Genomic DNA, 18,221 nt, shown 5'->3' with positions numbered 1-18,221 from the left:
TTAAATCTTCCTCTTCTTAATCTTGTATGGTAAATACAGCTGCACAACCAAAATGCTAAAGCAAATTAGTAATCCGATTGCCTCCCACAACTGCAAGTTAAGCGGCAATAATAACAACCACGACACGCTTATAATCAGCCATTGTAATAACATTGGCACTGACAAAGCAACAATTAGGTCGCGGCCACGATCTTTGCGTGTAATCGGTGCTACCCGATACATAATATTATCATCAAATTCGTCGGCCATGGGTAATAATTGATAGGCTGTTAGAAAAATCACTAAACATGACAATCCAAGTGCCCATGCCCAGTTTTGAACCAACCACGAAATCAATACCGCAAATGCCGTCATTCTAACTAATAAATTTAAATTCTCAGGATTCCGAAGCAATGAGCGCCGATACAAAAAGCGGTTGGGATTTTCCTTAGCTAGCGCCCTTGGCAACAAAAAGTCAAGATACTTACGCCGTTTGATCGTTACCTGCTTTTCTTTAACGTCGGTAAACATGCTAAAAGCCGTATAGACACGATTTTTACGTTTTTCTTCTTGAGCTACCGCATAACGCCAATCAAATAATGTTTTGCGTTTAAGTATAAAGTGCATCGCAATAATGCCAACTACCAATAAAACTAGCAAGACCCAGATTAATACTGGCTGCAATATTGCCAAGCTCAGTACAACCAATAATACTAAATTAACTAAGACAAGCGAAATTTTTCGGCCGAAATAAAGATTCTGCTGAGTAATTTTTAATTGTAAAAACTTAGCCAGCCAAATGGCAACTGCAAACAGCAAATAATTTACTGGTGCTAGTCCCGCCTTAAGTGTCGCAAAAGGAAACAAAATTCCTGCCAATAAGGCAATTAATAATGTTGGCAGCACCATACTGTACTTAATTAAGGGCGTTAGGTACTGGCCCATCTGCTCATCTTGCGGCAATAAGAATTGCAAATCTGCCTCTTGCAGGAGCGTAACTAGGTTACCCGTTAATAACGGCAGCCACAATAAGACAGCAACTAATGGACGGTAAAACCAGCGCCCCTGCGGCATCGTCTTCATGCTTTGAGCATACCAGTACATCAAGGCACCAAAAAGAAAAATTAACGCCAAGATAAAGAAGTCGTTGAACACCAGCATTAAATATTTGAGGGATTGCCGCAAATTATCCTGAAGTCTATTTTGAGCCAATTTACGCATGTTGCTGCTCCTGATTCAAAACTTGATAAAGTTTATCAAATGCATCACTTGACTTCAAACCATAATGAGCCCGAATTTCATCAAGACTGCCAATTACCTCAATCGTGCCATTATTCAAAACTGCATAATTAGAAATTGCCTGTTCGGCATCTGCTAATACGTGGGTCGTCATTAAGACCATCTTATCATTCGCAATTGCCTGTTTGATTAAGTCTATCAGATTGGCAACAGCTAACGGATCAAGACCCGTAAATGGCTCGTCAATCACTAGTAAGCTAGTATCAGCCAAAAAGGCTGTTACAATCATTACCTTTTGTTTCATTCCCTTAGAAAAGTGAACGGGCAGCCAGTCCAACTTATCATCTAAACGAAACAGCTTTAACAATTCCTTTGCCCGTGACCAAGCTGTTTGCTCATCAAGCTTATAAGCCAGCATTGTTAATTCCAGATGTTCTGCCAAGGTCAATTCTGGATACAAAACCGGCGTTTCCGGAATATAGGCAACCTGCTGCTTAAACTTAGTCGGCTGCTTAGTTAATTCCACATCATTAAGGCTGATTGTCCCCTTCTGCGGTCTTAACAAACCCAATATGTGCTTGATCGTTGTCGACTTCCCTGCACCGTTGAGGCCGATTAATCCTAGTGCTTCACCCGGCTTAATTTCTAAGTTAATATCCTTAATTACTGGTACTCCTGTGTAGCCACCAGTTAAGTGTTCAATCTTAAGAACCATATTTCCTGTCTTTCTTTTAATGAATTTACTCATTTTATATGATAGCATGATATTAAAAGAAACTAAATTTTGAAATAAAAGAGGTAAAAAATGAATCAATTAGACGCAGATTGTTTATTTTGTAAAATTATTCGTGGTGACGTGCCTAGTTACACCGTCTTTGAAAATGATGACGTTAAAGCTTTTCTAGATCTATCGCAAGTCAATCCTGGCCACACCTTAATGGTGCCCAAAAAGCATATTACCAACCTATTTGACTACACAACAGAAGATGCCAGACGCTTTTTGCAATATATCCCAGAAATCGCTAACGCTATTAAAAAGTTTGATCCAAAAATCACCGGCATGAACATTAACACCAATAACGGTGCTAGTGCTAACCAAGTTGTCATGCATTCACATATTCACTTTGTTCCTCGGTTTGAAGGCGACGGTCTTAAGCTTGCCACCCGCAATAACGCCGACAAGTATAGTGAAGCAGATTACCAAAAGATCGCTGATGAAATTAAAGCACAATTCTAAGGAGTAAATTATGAAACATTTTAGTTTAGGTGCTGCTGCAGGTGCCGTGATTGGTATTGTCTTATCATTATTAACGGACAAAGAAGGCAGCCGTTTTGGTGCGCCAATTAAACGTGAAGTCGACGAGACTAAAGAAGATACAAGTAACTTTTTAACAGCTATTGCCAATTTGAAAGATGCTAAGCAAGAATTAGCTGATGCTATTCCCCTGGCAGAAAAGTCAATTATTGCCTTGCAAAAAGATATTGAATATTACCAAATGAAATTGGACCGCTTAATCAAGGATTTGAAAGAACAAAATAACAATTTAACTAGTGATTTAGCTGCTAAAACTAAAAAATAGTAAAGAAAGTTTGAATTTTCTGTGAAAATACGAAAATAGAAAACGTTGCTAGTTAATTTATGTTATATTAGTTGTCGATGACTTAATTTTATTAAGGATGTGGAGAAGTTATTTTATGAAAAAATATTTGAAAAAGGCAGCTGCAGTAATCGCTGTAGCTGGAATCGCATTATCAACTGCTGCTTGTTCTAACGGCGGCAAAACCGTTGCTTCATACAAGGGTGGTAAAATTACTCAAAATGATTACTACAACGAAATGAAGAAGTCGCAAGCTGGTCAATCAGCTTTGGCTAACATGATTATTAACCATGTTTTGGACCAACAATACGGCAGCAAGGTTTCTAAGGATCAAGTTAACAAACAATTTAACAATTATAAGAAACAATACGGTTCTCAATTCAGCGCCGTTTTGCAACAACAAGGCATGACTGAATCAAGCTTTAAGGATAACTTGAAGACTACTCTGCTTTCCGAAGCAGCTTTGAAAGACATCAAGAAAGTTTCTAAGAGTCAAGAAGACAAGGCTTGGAAGTCATACCAACCTAAAGTTACTGTTCAACATATCTTGGTTACTAAGAAGTCAACAGCCGAAGACATTATCAGCCAATTAAAGGATGGTAAGAGCTTCAAGACTTTAGCTAAGAAGTACTCAACAGATACTGCTACTAAGTCAAATGCTGGTAAGTTGCCTGCATTCGATTCAACTGATACTAGCCTAGATGCTGGCTTCAAGAAGGCTGCATTCCAATTAAAGACTGGTGAAATCACCAAGACTCCAGTTAAGTCACAATATGGTTACCATATTATCAAGATGATTAACCACCCAGCTAGGGGTTCATTTGCCTCACACAAGAAGGAAATTGATGACCAAATTTACCAATCAATGTCACAAGACCAAGAAACAATGCGTGATGTAATCGCAACAGTCTTAAAGAAGGCTGATGTTTCAATCAAGGATGATGACTTGAAGAATGTTTTAGCATCATACGTTTCTAAGAGTGATTCAAGCAAATAATCTTGAATTTATAAAGTCAAATATTAAATAAAACCCCGAAATTAGTTGTCCTAGTTTCGGGGTTTTACTATGGCTAAATTGAGTAAAATAGTAATATATACCCCCTCTTGCATTAATGATTAGCTTCCAGTTATAATTGACAGTGAACATGAATTGAAGCTAGATTGCGGTGACTAATTTTTAAACTGAGGAAGTGGTGCTTATGGTGTAACAACTGTAACTCCTAGAATTTTGCAGAAAGGATTAGTCAGGTATCCACCTTGGATATTGTTATTGCCTTTGGTTTATCATTTGCCGCAACTATTTGGGTACTGGCAGAAATTATCAGTAGTTTAATTAAATTAACTGATAATGCCACCAAATTAGTTAGCGCACTTAATGAACTAAGAGCTGCTTTAAAAAATTTTAAAGCGAAAAAATAACCGCCTAGCTTAAGACCCTAGCGATTATTTAATTTATTAAAAATGTTAGTAAGTCACCGCTTTATGCGGAAACTCATGTTGAGAAGTCCTATTCCAGTAGGACTTCTTTTTGTATACAGCATTACTATAATACATAGCGTATAATTTGTCAAAAAATAACTTAAAGACAATTTGAAAATACCTAGTATATCAGCCTTTAACAAAAATTGTTATACATTGTGAATGACCAAAAAAGTAAAAATAATACTTTAATAGTCAGATTTTCCCAATTTATCTTCAAGAGCTTCTATTAATAATTGAGAAAAGTTAATGCCGGCTTGTTCTCCTTTAGCAGCTAGCACACCTGGAATTCTTGTATTCTTTTTTACCCAAGCAGGCTTAACAATCCGTTTAGCTTCCAGCATATCTGCCAAAACATAATTTACTAGCTTACCCGGATTTTCATTTTTAATTTGATTTATGTCACTAGCTGGATATCTCTCATCAACATCATCTTCATTAAATAACGCTAGTTCCAGACACTCCCTTGCCATTGCCATGGCTTTTGCAAGTCCCTTTCCCTCTGTAAATACTCCCGGAATATCTGGAAAAGTTACCGTAAAAGTATTCTTTTCATTCTCCGAATCATCAAAGATTGCCGGATAAACATATAAGTCTTTTTTATTCATAAGTTCTACTCCCTAGCTTTATATATGTTTATACACTTCAACGCATGTCCTAGTCAACAAAAAAGAAGTTCCAGTGAACTTCTTTTTTGCTTTATTCTAATTTATGCGACTTGCTTAAAGCTTCATCGACCTTCGGGCGGTAAAATTTGCGCCCACCTTGGCTCATAATATTATCAGTGAAAGTTCCAGGACGCGTGTGCTGCAAGGCATTGGTAATAGCATAAACCGCCGCATCCATGTCATCAATGCGGTGCAATAGTTCTGCTTCAAGCAAGGCCGGCAATTTTGGCGAACCATATTCAAACTTGCCGTGATGCGACAGCACCATGTGCCGCAATAGCAATAGATCTTCTGATTCTGGATCAATCTTCATCTCTTGGGCCGCCATCATTATTTGTTCATCAATCAGTACCAAATGCCCAACCAGATTGCCTTCTGTCGTATATTGGGTTGCCGCAGGTCCAGTCAGCTCTAGGACTTTGCCCATATCGTGCAAAATACAGCCAGCATAAAGCAGCGACCGATCAACCTGCGAATAATTATCCGCAATTCCTTTAGCATCCCGCAGCATTGACACCGTATGGAAGGCTAACCCGCCACGAACAGCATGGTGGTTGCTCTTACCTGCCGGATAATCAAAGAACCGCTTATCCCACTTTTTCAATAAATAGCGCACAATCCGATTCCATGTTGGATTCAGGATTTCAAACACATATTGGTTGATTTCTTCCTTCATGTCCGCAATTTTTTCGGGAGCCGACTTAATAAATTCCTGAAGATCATAACCTTCTTCAGGACCAACGACCCGTAAGCTATAAATCTTAATTTGCGGCTGGTCCTGATATTCCTCACGTCTACCATTAAGTTCAACAAGTGTTCCAGCACTGAAAGTCGCGGCATCTTGATTATTTGCATCCCAAAAATTACCACGGATTTCACCAGAACTATCCCCAAAAGACATTGCTAAGTACAACTTGCCCTTTTTTGTGTGACGCAATTGGGAATTTTTAATTAAAACTACTAACTCTAATTCTTCACCATCATTGTAATCCAGTAGGCGTTTAAACATTTTCGGTTCCTTTCGTAAAAGTCAGCGGTTGCAGCTGTAATTGTTCAACTAACTTGTTTTGTGCCGTAAAAATCAAAACTTGAGTAGTTTGCGCAATTTGCTTTAAGAGCTGTTCAATTTGGCCCGTTCTTTGATCGTCAAAATTAACAAACGAATCATCAATTAGGATTGGTAATTTAATTTGGTCCTTAATCTGCTGTACAAAAGCTAATTTTAAGGCAAAGTAAAGTTGTTCCTGGGTACCGCGCGAAAGGTATTTTACCTTGATAGATTTGCCATCAGCGCGCGTGACTGACAATTTTTTGTCAATTTTAATATTATTATACCGGTTATTTGTTAACAGTCGCAAATATTCTTTTGCGTCAGTCAACATTTTTGGAAAACGTTCATTGGAGGCGAGATCAAGGGCTCGTCCAATCCACTTGCTGGCAAATAAATCAGCTAAATATTCAGCACTTTGATTGCGAAACAGCGTTTGGGTATTGGCTAATTCCTGCTTAGCCGTAAACACAGCTGTGGAACTGGCAAGATTAGCCATTTGCACATTACTTTCAGCTATTTGACCTTGCAATACATGATTTTGTTCTTCAGCAGCCGCAATTTCTTTCCGCAAAGCTGTTTCTTTTTCTTGAACCTTTGACTCATTTTGTAAAAATTGTTCTAATTCTGGCAAGTCTTCTTGTAAATTAGCAGTCAAAGCTACAATCTGCATTTTAATTGTTTCCTGCTGCTGCTTATTAATTTGCAATTGCTCGTAATCAGCTAACGTCTTAACACCAGCTTCTGCTAATACAGCCTTTAACTTTAATTGTACCTGCTGCAATTTCCTTGTATCTTCTGTCAAATTGTTTTCAAGTGATGCTTTTTTCTCTTCTTGACGCTGCTGTTGGGACTTTTGTTCAGTAAGTGAATCAATCGCTGTAATTACTGAAGCAAAGTCAGTAGCTACATTTTGGTGCAGAGCCATACTGAGCTCTTGAGCCAATTGGTCCACCTGTTCCTGTAAACTGCCTAGCTGCTCTTGGTTAGCTTGCTCATTTTGTTTTTGCAATTGATACTGGCGCCATTGATTGAGCAAATTAGCTAAATCCAAATTCTCTGGATTAAGGCCATATTTTTGACCGAAAGCCGCTTGTTTTTGCTTAATTTTAGCTTGCTTTGCTCGCAAAGCAACCTGCTTCTTCTGTTGTTGTTTTTGCTCCTTTATGCCCCAACCTGCACCGATAATTCCGCTGACTAATAACAAACCGCCAATAATCTTAGAACCCGTAGCTAGCAAAATCATGCCAATAATTGCCAAAGCGCCACCTACAAGTAGCCACCCCTGATTGGTGCTACTCTTTTGCGCTACTGGCTCCTTTGGCGGTAATTCTTCGTAATCCTGCTGTAATTTAACAATTGCAGTTTGATTAAATTCAGCAATCTTTGCTAAATCTGGACTCAATGCTAATAACTGCTGCTTAGCTTGCTCTATTTGCTTTGCTTTTTGCACACATGCACGATATTCTGCCTGCCATTGCAGTAATTCGGGCTTTTTTTGAATTAATTTAGCTGCCGCAGTATCTTCCGCAACATCCGTTAACTGCGTTAGTTGCTGCTTCAATCCCGCAATTGTCTTTTGTAAACTTTGCTGCTGCATGTCCAATCCTTGCGCTATTTGATACTGTTCCGGATCAAACTTCACTTCTTTTACCTGCTGTTTCAAAGCCTGCAATTTTTGGTAATTAGGCAGCTGCTTACGCAATTGTTCTATTTGATTTAACTCACTTTGCAATTTACGCAACTCAGTTTCACTATTTTCTTGCAAATTTTTTTGCTTAGCTGCACTAGTTTCTAATGCTTGATAATCCGTAAATTCATCTTCTACTGCAGCTAACTGAGTTTTTTGCTCCTGCATCTTTTTCAGCAGTTTATTGACTGGCGGCACAGAACCGCGACTTTTGAATAATTTATCCGCTTTTTTAGCAAACTTGTCACGCAAATCAATTAATTGGTCGCTGTTGGCGGCTCCTAAATAATAAATCCGCTCCAATAAGTCTGTCTGGCTAATATCAATTACCTTGGCCAGCATATCCTGATTAAAAATAAAGCTTGAGGCATAAAAGTCACCATCAATATTTTTAATTTGGTCAAAAAAGATACTTTCGGGAACAATCTGCCCGTCACATTTCACAGTCAGTGTCCCTAGCTTAGACCCCTTACCACTGGCATAGAGGCGTTCTAATTCAAACTGCTGACCATTATCAGCGATAAAAAACAGCGACCCACCCATCGGACTTACACGTGCCAACGGCTTGTAATCTTCAAAGAAGTCACTCTTGCGTTTATCCAAGTGAAAGCCAAATAAAATTTGCTTGATAAAAGCTACGACCGTACTCTTGCCCGCTTCATTAGCGCCAAAAAAGACACTCAAGTTCTCATTTCCTAAGTCAAAGGTAAAATTCGAAAACTGACCAAAATTGACAATTTTTATCTTAATCAGCTTCATCATTAATCCCCTTTAACTCATTATTCAATTTAACCGCCGCCAACTCCTTCACTTCTTGTAAAAACTCAGGATCTTGCGCAAGTTCAGCAGCTAATTCATCTTTTTTAAGCCAGTCTTGACTTAACTTAGCAAATGTTGCCGGCGTAAAAAGTTCACTTTCTGCCTGCGTAAAATAATCTTGGTCATTAGCTGCAATCTCCAAGCGGCTGTTAGTCGTAAACCGCACATCTACTAGCTGCGAATCAAAAGCTAATTCTTGTGAAATTGACTGCCAATAATCAGTGTCCTGCATTAATTCACGTTCTTGCTCGTTCAGGTATTCCGCACCAATAATTTGCAGACTATAATAGGTCGTTGTCTGCTTTTTAAGGCTTGCCAAAAGATGCGTATGCAAGTCATTCGGACTAATTTCGGCAGTTAAGGTCAAGTCAGCTTTAGCCCAAGTAATCGGACTAGTTGGGACAAATTCAATTTGGGTCTTCTTGGTTTGCTCATTGATTGTTCCCATGTAGCAACCCTTAACACCCAACTCGTTAATATGACGACCCTGAATATTACCGGGATAGACAATTAATGGCTTTTCCGACAGAACTTGCCGCAAGTGAATATGACCAAGAGCAAAATAATCATAATTCAGATTTTTCAGTTCACCTAAAGTAAAGGGTGCATAGACATTTTGATTAGCCTGCCCCGCCTTCTCCTGCGCATGCATCATCCCAAAGGTATAATGCGATGTCTTCATAGGGAAATCCGGCACCAAATCAGAAGTAATATGATTATTAAGATACGAAAAGCCGCTAATGTCATAGTCAAAGCCGCTTTTAGTCTGATAAGACACGGTTTCAACCTGCTCGCCGTCACCCAGCAGCTTAAAGTACGGACTATCTGCCACCAATAAATTGGCTGCCCGCATATGATCGTGATTACCAAAAATCATCACAACTTGAATTTCTGCTTGGGTCAAGCGCTTAATTTCTTTAGCGAAAAAAAGCTGACTGCTAGGATTTGGCCGCGCGCTGTCAAAGGTATCACCGGCAATTAACACCAGATCAACCTGTTCTGCCAGCGCTAGGTCAACAATTTTACTTAAAGACTGATTCGGTGCTTGCTCTATTTGAGAAAATCGCTTAGATGGCAAAAAAGATAGCCCCAAAAATGGACTATCTAAATGTGCATCCGCCAAGTGGATAAATTTCATAATTACTTCTAATTTCTAAGACCTTCATAAAGATCATTAATTGGCTTAGTAATTGCCTTTTGAACATCGTCAATTGTCTTGTACAAACCTTGTTCTGCTTGCAGCAATTTCAAAATTTGTGGATCCTTTTGTACTTTTTCGTTCAATTGGTTGTACTCATCTTGAATATCCTTTGTAATATCCTTACCTTGAGCTTGGGCTTGCATAATTTGTGCTTGCATCTTGTCCATTTCCTTAAACAGGGCAGAACTATCAGCATTCTTTTTAACGCCGTCAATTGCTTCTTCTAAAGCCTTGTATTCGTCGATTTCCTGCAAGTCAGAAGCTAATTGATTAGCTGAGTCGTAGATGTTTACCATATAAAAGTCCTCCTAAATTAATGGCCGATTAGGCCCTTGATATTATTATACCATTCATTGAGCTTTTGACTCGCCGAACCAAAACCTTTTTCAATTTTATCGCCAATACCACCGGTCCAATCCGTTCCGGAACCATTTTGCTTAACAATTTGGTTAGGGGCCTGCTCGGTAAATTGATTTTGCGCGGTATACGGCAGAATGCCTTCCATCTCGGCCTTATACAGCCTTGTAATTCCCGTTTCCGAAATGCCATGCATATAATGCTCTCTGTTAGTTCGATCAAAGCCAACCCAAGTTGCGATAACAACGTCAGGGGTATACCCAACGATCCATTGGTCCTTAGTACCAAAGCCATAAGAATTAGGTACTTCCGTTGACCCCGTCTTCCCCGCAACTCGATAACCACTAGGCTGTGCCGAAGCCCCCGTACCATTACTGAAAACGCCAAGAAGCATAGTTGTCATTTCCTTGGCAGTATTAGTTGAAATTATGCGGTGGGTGCCTGGATTATGATTTTCAGCCAAAACTTTGCCACTAGCATCAGTTATCTTAGTGATAAAGTATGAATTATTGGGCAAATTTCCCTTATTGGCAAAGGCAGAGTAAGCCCTAGCCATTTGCAACGGCGAGACACCACTAGACAAGCCGCCAAGCGCCAAAGCCAGATTTTGGTCAGACTTAGGTACCTTCAAGCCAAAATTGTTTGCCGACTGAACGCCCTTGGCAACCCCAATCTTATCTAAAAGCCAAACTGCCGGTACATTCTTACTTTGAGCCACCGCTGTATACATTGGAATTTTATCAGAATAGCCATTATCAACGTTGTGAGGCTCATAGCCGTTCTTCCCAAATCGCTGGAGCTTATTAGATAACGACGAATCATAATGATAACCCTCTTGCAGAGCTGGCGCATACGTAACCAGCGGCTTAATGGATGAGCCAGGCTGGCGCTTCATTTGCGTTGCCCGATTATACCCACGAAAGACATGCTTGCCGCGTCCGCCAATAACTGCTCGCACAGCACCAGTTGCCGGGTCCATCACTACACTCGCTCCCTGCGTTTGGGTGCCATCAGCAGCGTTTTGTGGGAACAACCAGTCCTGGTTAAATTTATCCTGCAGCTGTCCTTGATAATTCTGGTTCAGCGTCGTATAAATTTTCAGCCCCTTATTCATTACGTCTTCTTCTTTTAAGCCGTAACGGTCAATGGCCTCATCAACCACAGCATCAAAAAAGTATGGATAACGGTAACCATCTTGGTTATGGTAAGCATCAACTAAGGTTAGACCTTGCTTTTGCGCCGCACTAGCAGCTGATTGCGACAATTTTTTGTTAGCAACCATCAAATTCAAAATCAAATTTCGCCGCGACAATGCATAAGACATGTGGTCAATTGGATTATATTGGCTAGGATTACGCAGAATTCCAGCCAGTGTTGCACCCTCGCCAACAGTCAACTGACTGGCATCTTTACCAAAATATTTTTTGCTGGCATCTTGAACTCCCCAGACACCATTACCAAAATAGGCATTATTGAGATACATTGTTAAAATATCTTTTTTGGAATAAACATGCGTAATCTCAACGGCAAAAAATAATTCTTCCAACTTACGCGAAAATGTCTGCTGCTGGGTTAACAACGCATTTTTGGCAAGCTGCTGGGTAATGGTTGAACCACCACCAGAAATCTGTCCATGATGAATAACAAGTCCCAATGCCGCCCGTGCCATTCCTTTAGCACTAAAGCCGGGATTAGTCCAAAATGTTCGATCTTCGGTCGAAATCACAGCATTCTTGACATTTGGCGAAATTTTATTATATTCGACAAAGGAACCTTTTTGAGAATACAGCGAGCCTGCCTTCTGACCTTTATAATCATAAATGGCAGTCGTTGTTGACAAAGAGGCCTTTAAATTAGATATATTCGAAGTTTTTACTTTAACGGTATAATACGTACAAACCAAAAGGATCACGCTAAGCAGGATTAAAATAATCCAGCGACCGATATAAAAACGGTTGTCAAAGCGATGCCACGCCCTACTTAAACCGTTTTTCTTTGGTTCATTATTGTCCATGAATTCTGCTCCTTTTTAGAAACACTTAGAATTGTATCATATTAGAAGAGGATTAGTTTTATTTACAAAAAGACTTAATAAATATTTATGAGCTATTATTTTACACTTAATTATCCCAAAAATCTCAAACCATGTTCTGTCGGTGACCTGCTGCGCCAACTTTTAGTGCCGCGCAAGTGGCGGCATTTCTTGCGAATTGAGCAAAAAATTCGCGTCAATGGCAATTACCGATATTTTAGTCAGTTAGTCTATCCCGATGACAAAATTGAATTGGAATTGGATTGTGTTGATTCCCAGCAAGGTATCTATCCAGCAAGCGGCAACTTGCCCGACGTTATTTATGAAGACCAAGACTTATTAGTAATTAATAAACCAGCCGGACAAAAGACGCATCCAAATTTAGCTGAAACCAATACTGCATTAAACGACTGTGCTACTTACTTAGGCTTCAGTCCCTTTGTTGTCCACCGGCTAGATATGTTAACCAATGGCTTATTGCTAGTTGCTAAAAATCCAGCTGTCGTGCCAATTCTTAATCGCGAATTAACCACCAAAATTTTTCATCGTGAATATCTCGCTGTTGTTAATCACCCAGAAAAATTGCAAGCAAGTGGTACAATCGCTCTACCGATCGGTCATGACCCCAATGACCAACGCAAAAGAATGGTTCGTGAAGATGGGTTGGCATCAATCACCCATTATCAAGTTTTAAGCCAAACATCTGACACAGCACTAATTAAATTACAGCTTGAAACTGGCCGTACACACCAAATCCGCGTCCACTTAGCCGCTATTGGCTGCCCAATTGTTGGCGATCCGCTCTATAATCCGGAATACAGACCAGATGAGCTTTTGCACTTAACTGCCTACCAGATGTCATTTAATAAGCCCTTTTCCTTTGATAAAGTTCAGGTTAAACTGCCACTAGAAAAAAATCGCTAGACAAAAGTCTAGCGATTTTTAATATCTCATATTTTTTGTAATTTCACTTACATTTACGTTACAGCTTGGTCATTTTTCATAAAGTTTAATTGCGGTAAACTTAATTGCAATTACCATTATTATTAACCAAATTAATCCTAAGAATGAATACGCCGGACTAATTAATTTACGCGCTAAAAAGAACAATTCTGTGCCAGCAATTATTGGGCGATTAAAAGGTAAAAGACCTTTTAAACTGCCGAACATTAATATTGTATATACAGAACCAAATAAAAATGTTAAGCCCGTCTTTTTAAAAATCAGTTGAATTAACAACATAAATAATAAAAACACATATATATCAATTAACTGCAGCCAAAATTCAATTAGAGCTGTAACCAAATACTTAGAATCAGCACTAGTACCAGTTAATATTCCCTTAATAACTACAGTTACAAGAAATATTAATTCAATTAAAAATGCCACAAAAAATGCTAATACCATGAATGCATTTAAGTCATCTTTTCGCTCACCTGCACGAATTTCAATTACATCAAAATAACTCGTTCCGATAATTTCAAAAATACTAAACCCGACAAATAAAGTTACTAGCGGCAAGACAAAAGCCGCCATTTCCATACCTACAGATAAGTTAAAAAAAGTAGGCCAGATACTCGGTTTGCCATAAATAGGCCCAATATAGCCAAAAATGCTAGCACAAAGGGCGATTAAAACTAATCCAATAATCAATCTAGTAATCTTTTTGTGACTTGTTTTAATTAAGAATTTAAACATTTTCGGCAACTTCTTCCCCATTAATTTCAAAAAAGCGATTGGCTATCGTATTGAAATAATTATCATGGGAAACAATTATAAAGGTTTTTTGTGGGTTTTCTGAATGAACTTCTTCAACTAAGTCAACAATTTTTTGTTTTGAGTTTTTATCTAAGCCATTTAATGGTTCATCCAACAAAATTAAGTTCTCATCTTCCATTAAAGCTTGTGCTAAACCTAATTTTTGGTTCATCCCTAAGGAATACTTTCTTACCTTTACCTTACTTGTAGGATCTAAGCCTACACGATTCATCCACAATCTAACTGTTTCTTGACTAATCTGATGCTTAATCTGTGCCAATGCCCACAAGTTATCAAATCCTGACATATCATTAATAAATCTAGGAGAATTAATCAATACTGCAGTTTGCTGGGCAAACTTTCCAGGCCCTAATTCTTTTCCAAATACATTAACACGACCACTTTTAGGCTGCCTTAGTCCACATATTACTTTTAGTAAAGTTGATTTACCTGAACCATTTTCACCACTAAGTAATGCAATATCTCCTGCAGAAATTTTAAAATTAACCTTGGTTAACAAAGGACGATTTTTAAAAGAAATGGCAACATCTTCAAGTATAACTGCTTGATTCATTAATAACTTGTCCTTTCACGATACTTATTTATCAAATATAATAATATTATTTCTATCATCAATACCAAAAATAAAAAGCAAAAAGGTGCTTGCAGTTGACTTACTCTCTCAGCAGTATCAAAAAGTCCGATCAAGTTATAACTAACCCATTGCTCTGGTATGATTCCCAATCCAAATAACAGTATCGGCAAAAAAGTAACTATAGAAACAGAAAACGCAAATACTTGCCATTGCTTTTTGAAGCAGTAATTACTAATCAAAGGAACCATCATTATCTCAAAATTAATAAGTATTGCAATTAATATCGCAATAAACATTCCCACACCATGACCAAAAATATATAATAGGCCGTTACTAAAAGTAAAAGGCTCATGATAGTCTTGAGCAGTCACTCCAATAAATGATGTTAACTTAACAAATGGCATCGTAAGAATCCAGCTAATTAATGTGAACAATACTGCAACTATAAATAATCGCTTTACTTGCTGCCAACAATACTTCTTTTTATTTCTTAAAAGTTGCCACTCTCTAAAACTAGAAAACCAATATCTTGATGTCATTTGCCAACCCATAAAGATAACAATTAACGGAATTAAATAAGTTACGACACTGTTAAAATAAAAATTCTGCTCGATTGCCTTGTAATACACAGGCTCTTGGGGAATTCCAATTTGACAGAACATAGAAATCAAAATATATAGTAATACGCTAGCCCAAAAAGTAATGCATTCAGGCTTATTCAAAGACTTTTTCATTTAAATTTATCTCTCTATGGTCTCCATTTAAGATTAGCTTCTGTGGTACGAAGATTATATCCATTGGCTCTAAACGCTGCTCTTAATTTGCTACCTTTTAAATTTGTTTTAATATGTTTACAAAAAAGTTATTATAAACATATTTGTGACATAAATCAATAATAAATTCATCAATTTTATTGGTTCTATTTTTTAAATACAGCTTGTATTAACAATACTATTTTTAAATACATTTAGTTTTAAAATCGCCGTATATGGTAAACTTTTCCATACATTAAAACCTTTGCCGCGATATACCGCATCATAGACTAAACACATTACTGTCCCGTGAGTACCAATTGCAACTGTCCCCGATTCAGGTATTTTCTTTAAAAAATCAAGATACCTTGTCTGTGCTTCTGCCAAGGATTCACCACCCTTGGCAGCAAAAGTAAAGTCCTGCCACTGCCGCTTAGTATATTCATCAAAAGCTTGAGCATCACTAAACCATTCAGGCATTCTGCGCTCAACTAACAAGTTACTTGTTTGTACTATTAAATCTTGTTGCTGCGCCAAAGGTGTTACTGTCGCCACTGCTCTATTAAGCGGACTTGAATATATAGCAGTCAACGACACATTCTTAAATTTATCAGCAATTTCTTGCGCTTGCTGCTGTCCTAGCTTAGTTAATGGTCTTGTCCAATCATCATGCACGCTTGTGTCAGGTTCACCATGCCTAATCAAATAAATTGTAGTCATCTTAATTCTTACCTTTGTTTAATAATGGGACAGCCAATAAAATTAAGGCAAAATATGCAGCTGAAACCCAATACATAATAGTTAAATTACTGCTAGCAGCGATAATTTTATCATCAACAATTAGGGACAAACTAACAACAACTTCTACCCCAAACGAAACAGTCGACAACATCAGTGACTTATTATTTTCACCATAAATTGCCCAATTGCTAAAAGCAGAAATTTGACCAGATAGTAGACCCATTAATAATTCAATAAGTAAAAATATGACCAGTAACATATATCGATTGCTAAAAATAGAGCTGCTACATAATAGCAGCATCATGCATAATGTACTGATAATTGTTAATCCCTTAAGATTTTTCCCGGATATTTGTTGAAACAACCATGCTCCAAAAATTGTTGCACACATAAAAGCCGTATACACAAAGGATAAGTTAAAACCTAACTGTTTAACATAAATAATCGACCAATAAATCATTAAAAATTGCGTTCCACAATCGTAACCAATATTAACTAAAAATAAAATCCAAAATGATTTTTTCTTAATGATAGCCATCATTGCACTAAAAAAATTAATGCGATTACTAAAAATCCATGCCCGATTATCATGAAAACCCATGATTTTAATAAAAATAATGACGAACAAAGGATATAGAGCCAGCCCTAGCAGTCCGAACCAAACAGGAGCAGTCATTTTAACGCCAAAGAGCCATGTTCCAATATTACCGCCAATCAGCGTCGCAATATTCAAAATCGCTGTTTGCTTACCCATTAATCTACTATCAGGCTTTATTTTGTTTAATTCTTGTAAGTCAGTAATATACGCCAGCAAAGTTCCAGAATTAAAAGCTAGGCCAATACCATATAGAAATTCTGCTAGAGAAAATATTATAAAACACGGCTTTAAGATCAATAAAAAGAAACTAAAACTAATTATTATCGCTGACAGGTTTAGCACTTTAAGTCGGCCTATTCTATCTGCCAAAAATCCTGATGGCAGCATCCCAATTAAAATACCAACACTTTGCCATGATTTAATTGTAGAAATTTGTGCATCATGAATACCATTGTTCGCATAAAATAAAGAAAAAATTCCCGCCATAGAAGAACGAAATAAAGTAAAAAACGCAGTAAATATTAAAAAAGTTACCGCAATTTTGCCAGCAATAGTTCTAGATTTCATTTTATTAATCACCTCTTTTTAATATTTTATTAATATAGCATAAGCAATAATTATTTTCAAAAGCAGCTAAATATCGGTTATATCAAAAAAGCCCTACCTGACTTTATTAGTCAAATAGGACTTTTATTGATTATTAAGCTAAATTATTCTTCGTTCAATGAGCTTCTGTCAAAAGCAGCATTCTTAAGTTCTTCATCGATTGAAGGAGTCCCAAGCCAACCAATCATTTCTTTCATGGCATCAGTAATGGCTTCAGTACCTGGCAACAACAACTTACGAGGATCGTAACCCTTGTTAGCTTTATCTTCATCATGATGTTCTTCAAAGTACTTACGAGTAGCACCTTGGAAAGCCAATTGGAATTCAGTGTTAATGTTAACCTTAGAAATACCAAGAGAAATAGCCTTCTTAACTTGGTCTTCAGGAATACCTGAACCACCGTGCAAAACAAGTGGTACAGGAACAGCATCAGCAATTTCCTTCAAACGGTCAAAGTTCAAGCCCTTCCAGCCTTCTGGATAAACGCCGTGGATATTACCAATACCACAAGCAAGCTTGTCAACACCAGCAGCAACGAATGCCTTAGCATCTTCAACAGATGCTAATTCACCACCATCGGTGCCTTGGTTTTCACCAATTTTACCGATTTCTGCTTCAACAGAAATTCCGCGTTCATGAGCTAACTTAACGATTTCCTTAGTTTTAGCTAAGTTTTCATCAGTTGGAAGTGCATGACCGTCAAACATAACTGAAGAGTAGCCAAGTGCAATACATTCCTTAGCTGATTCAAAGTCACCGTGGTCCAAGTTCAAAACAACTGGAACAGAAATGTTCATTGCATCCATTGTGTCTTCAACAATGTCCTTAACAATCTTGTAGCCACCCATGTACTTAGCAGCACCAGTTGAAACTTGAATTAAAACTGGAGTTCTAGTTTCTTCAGCAGCACGCAAAATTGCACGAGTCCATTCCAAGTTGTTAGTGTTGTATGCACCTACTGCATAATGGTTTTTACGAGCGTCTTTAAAGATCTGATTACCATTATCTAAATAAGCCATTAAAAATACCTCCTATATAAACTTACACTGCTATTGTACCGT

19 protein-coding genes are annotated in these 18,221 nt (G+C 37.9%); 5 read left to right on the top strand and 14 right to left on the bottom strand.

Annotated elements, in window-relative coordinates; all coding sequences use genetic code 11:
- Both PT278_RS07725 and PT278_RS07720 read right to left on the bottom strand, forming a co-directional pair.
- On the bottom strand, window positions 1-1,200 hold the full coding sequence (locus PT278_RS07725) for an ABC transporter permease (RefSeq protein WP_277131456.1): 1,200 nt from the start codon (window positions 1,198-1,200) through the stop codon (window positions 1-3).
- Window positions 1,193-1,933 carry an ABC transporter ATP-binding protein gene (locus PT278_RS07720; RefSeq protein WP_277131454.1) on the bottom strand — a complete coding sequence of 247 codons (741 nt, stop codon included), beginning with the start codon at window positions 1,931-1,933 and terminating at the stop codon, window positions 1,193-1,195. The genes PT278_RS07725 and PT278_RS07720 overlap by 8 nt, the downstream gene beginning before the upstream one ends.
- A 90-nt stretch (window positions 1,934-2,023) precedes the next feature.
- Between PT278_RS07720 and PT278_RS07715 the strand changes: the two genes are divergently transcribed.
- The 4 genes from PT278_RS07715 (at window position 2,024) to PT278_RS07700 (ending at window position 4,235) form a co-directional block, all read left to right on the top strand.
- On the top strand, window positions 2,024-2,455 hold the full coding sequence (locus PT278_RS07715) for an HIT family protein (protein WP_277131452.1): 432 nt from the start codon (window positions 2,024-2,026) through the stop codon (window positions 2,453-2,455).
- Between the two features lie 10 nt (window positions 2,456-2,465).
- A complete protein-coding gene (locus PT278_RS07710; protein WP_277131451.1) occupies window positions 2,466-2,798 on the top strand; it encodes a hypothetical protein in 333 nt (110 codons plus the stop codon).
- 115 nt (window positions 2,799-2,913) lie between these two features.
- Window positions 2,914-3,813 carry a peptidylprolyl isomerase PrsA gene (locus tag PT278_RS07705; protein ID WP_277131449.1) on the top strand — a complete coding sequence of 300 codons (900 nt, stop codon included), beginning with the start codon at window positions 2,914-2,916 and terminating at the stop codon, window positions 3,811-3,813.
- Window positions 3,814-4,073: 260 nt separating this feature from the next.
- Window positions 4,074-4,235, top strand: coding sequence for a hypothetical protein (locus PT278_RS07700; protein ID WP_277131447.1), 162 nt, complete (start codon window positions 4,074-4,076; stop codon window positions 4,233-4,235).
- Window positions 4,236-4,483: 248 nt separating this feature from the next.
- On the opposite strand, the gene PT278_RS07695 is transcribed toward PT278_RS07700, so the two are convergent.
- The 6 genes from PT278_RS07695 to PT278_RS07670 all read right to left on the bottom strand — a co-directional run bounded on the left by PT278_RS07695 (window position 4,484) and on the right by PT278_RS07670 (window position 12,092).
- The gene (locus PT278_RS07695; RefSeq protein WP_277131446.1) at window positions 4,484-4,903 is read right to left on the bottom strand and encodes a type II toxin-antitoxin system HicB family antitoxin; all 420 of its coding nucleotides are present in this window, start codon (window positions 4,901-4,903) and stop codon (window positions 4,484-4,486) included.
- A 91-nt stretch (window positions 4,904-4,994) separates the two neighbouring features.
- The gene (locus tag PT278_RS07690; protein WP_277131444.1) at window positions 4,995-5,972 is read right to left on the bottom strand and encodes an HD domain-containing protein; all 978 of its coding nucleotides are present in this window, start codon (window positions 5,970-5,972) and stop codon (window positions 4,995-4,997) included.
- The gene (locus tag PT278_RS07685) at window positions 5,965-8,460 is read right to left on the bottom strand and encodes an AAA family ATPase (RefSeq protein ID WP_277131441.1); all 2,496 of its coding nucleotides are present in this window, start codon (window positions 8,458-8,460) and stop codon (window positions 5,965-5,967) included. Before PT278_RS07685 ends, PT278_RS07690 begins: the two co-directional genes overlap by 8 nt.
- Window positions 8,447-9,658 carry a DNA repair exonuclease gene (locus PT278_RS07680; RefSeq protein ID WP_277131438.1) on the bottom strand — a complete coding sequence of 404 codons (1,212 nt, stop codon included), beginning with the start codon at window positions 9,656-9,658 and terminating at the stop codon, window positions 8,447-8,449. The genes PT278_RS07685 and PT278_RS07680 overlap by 14 nt, the downstream gene beginning before the upstream one ends.
- A gap of 8 nt (window positions 9,659-9,666) precedes the next feature.
- Entirely contained in the window at window positions 9,667-10,017 is a 351-nt protein-coding gene (locus tag PT278_RS07675) for a YlbF family regulator (protein ID WP_277131436.1), read from the bottom strand.
- Window positions 10,018-10,034: 17 nt separating this feature from the next.
- Window positions 10,035-12,092, bottom strand: a complete 2,058-nt coding sequence (locus PT278_RS07670; RefSeq protein WP_277131435.1) for a PBP1A family penicillin-binding protein — start codon at window positions 12,090-12,092, stop codon at window positions 10,035-10,037.
- 87 nt (window positions 12,093-12,179) lie between these two features.
- Here PT278_RS07670 and PT278_RS07665 point away from each other — a divergent pair, with 87 nt between their 5' ends.
- Window positions 12,180-13,034 carry an RluA family pseudouridine synthase gene (locus PT278_RS07665; RefSeq protein WP_277131433.1) on the top strand — a complete coding sequence of 285 codons (855 nt, stop codon included), beginning with the start codon at window positions 12,180-12,182 and terminating at the stop codon, window positions 13,032-13,034.
- 69 nt (window positions 13,035-13,103) lie between these two features.
- Here PT278_RS07665 and PT278_RS07660 read toward each other — a convergent pair whose 3' ends face one another.
- The 6 genes from PT278_RS07660 to fba form a co-directional block, all read right to left on the bottom strand.
- Window positions 13,104-13,808, bottom strand: coding sequence for a hypothetical protein (locus PT278_RS07660; RefSeq protein ID WP_277131431.1), 705 nt, complete (start codon window positions 13,806-13,808; stop codon window positions 13,104-13,106).
- Window positions 13,801-14,442 carry an ABC transporter ATP-binding protein gene (locus tag PT278_RS07655; RefSeq protein ID WP_277131429.1) on the bottom strand — a complete coding sequence of 214 codons (642 nt, stop codon included), beginning with the start codon at window positions 14,440-14,442 and terminating at the stop codon, window positions 13,801-13,803. Before PT278_RS07655 ends, PT278_RS07660 begins: the two co-directional genes overlap by 8 nt.
- Complete coding sequence (locus PT278_RS07650; protein ID WP_277131428.1) at window positions 14,442-15,197, bottom strand: hypothetical protein; 756 nt, start codon at window positions 15,195-15,197, stop codon at window positions 14,442-14,444. Before PT278_RS07650 ends, PT278_RS07655 begins: the two co-directional genes overlap by 1 nt.
- A gap of 192 nt (window positions 15,198-15,389) precedes the next feature.
- On the bottom strand, window positions 15,390-15,935 hold the full coding sequence (locus PT278_RS07645; RefSeq protein ID WP_277131427.1) for a histidine phosphatase family protein: 546 nt from the start codon (window positions 15,933-15,935) through the stop codon (window positions 15,390-15,392).
- A gap of 1 nt (window position 15,936) precedes the next feature.
- Window positions 15,937-17,121 carry an MFS transporter gene (locus PT278_RS07640; RefSeq protein ID WP_277131425.1) on the bottom strand — a complete coding sequence of 395 codons (1,185 nt, stop codon included), beginning with the start codon at window positions 17,119-17,121 and terminating at the stop codon, window positions 15,937-15,939.
- Between the two features lie 143 nt (window positions 17,122-17,264).
- Window positions 17,265-18,179, bottom strand: coding sequence for a class II fructose-1,6-bisphosphate aldolase (gene fba / locus PT278_RS07635; protein WP_277131422.1), 915 nt, complete (start codon window positions 18,177-18,179; stop codon window positions 17,265-17,267).
- Between the last annotated feature and the right edge of the window lie 42 nt (window positions 18,180-18,221).

The organism is Lactobacillus sp. ESL0703, assembly GCF_029433435.1.
In the GTDB taxonomy this organism is placed as follows: Bacteria; Bacillota; Bacilli; order Lactobacillales; family Lactobacillaceae; genus Lactobacillus.
The sequence above is the reverse complement of the archived record's forward strand: the minus strand, read 5'-3'. Positions and strand labels throughout refer to the sequence as shown.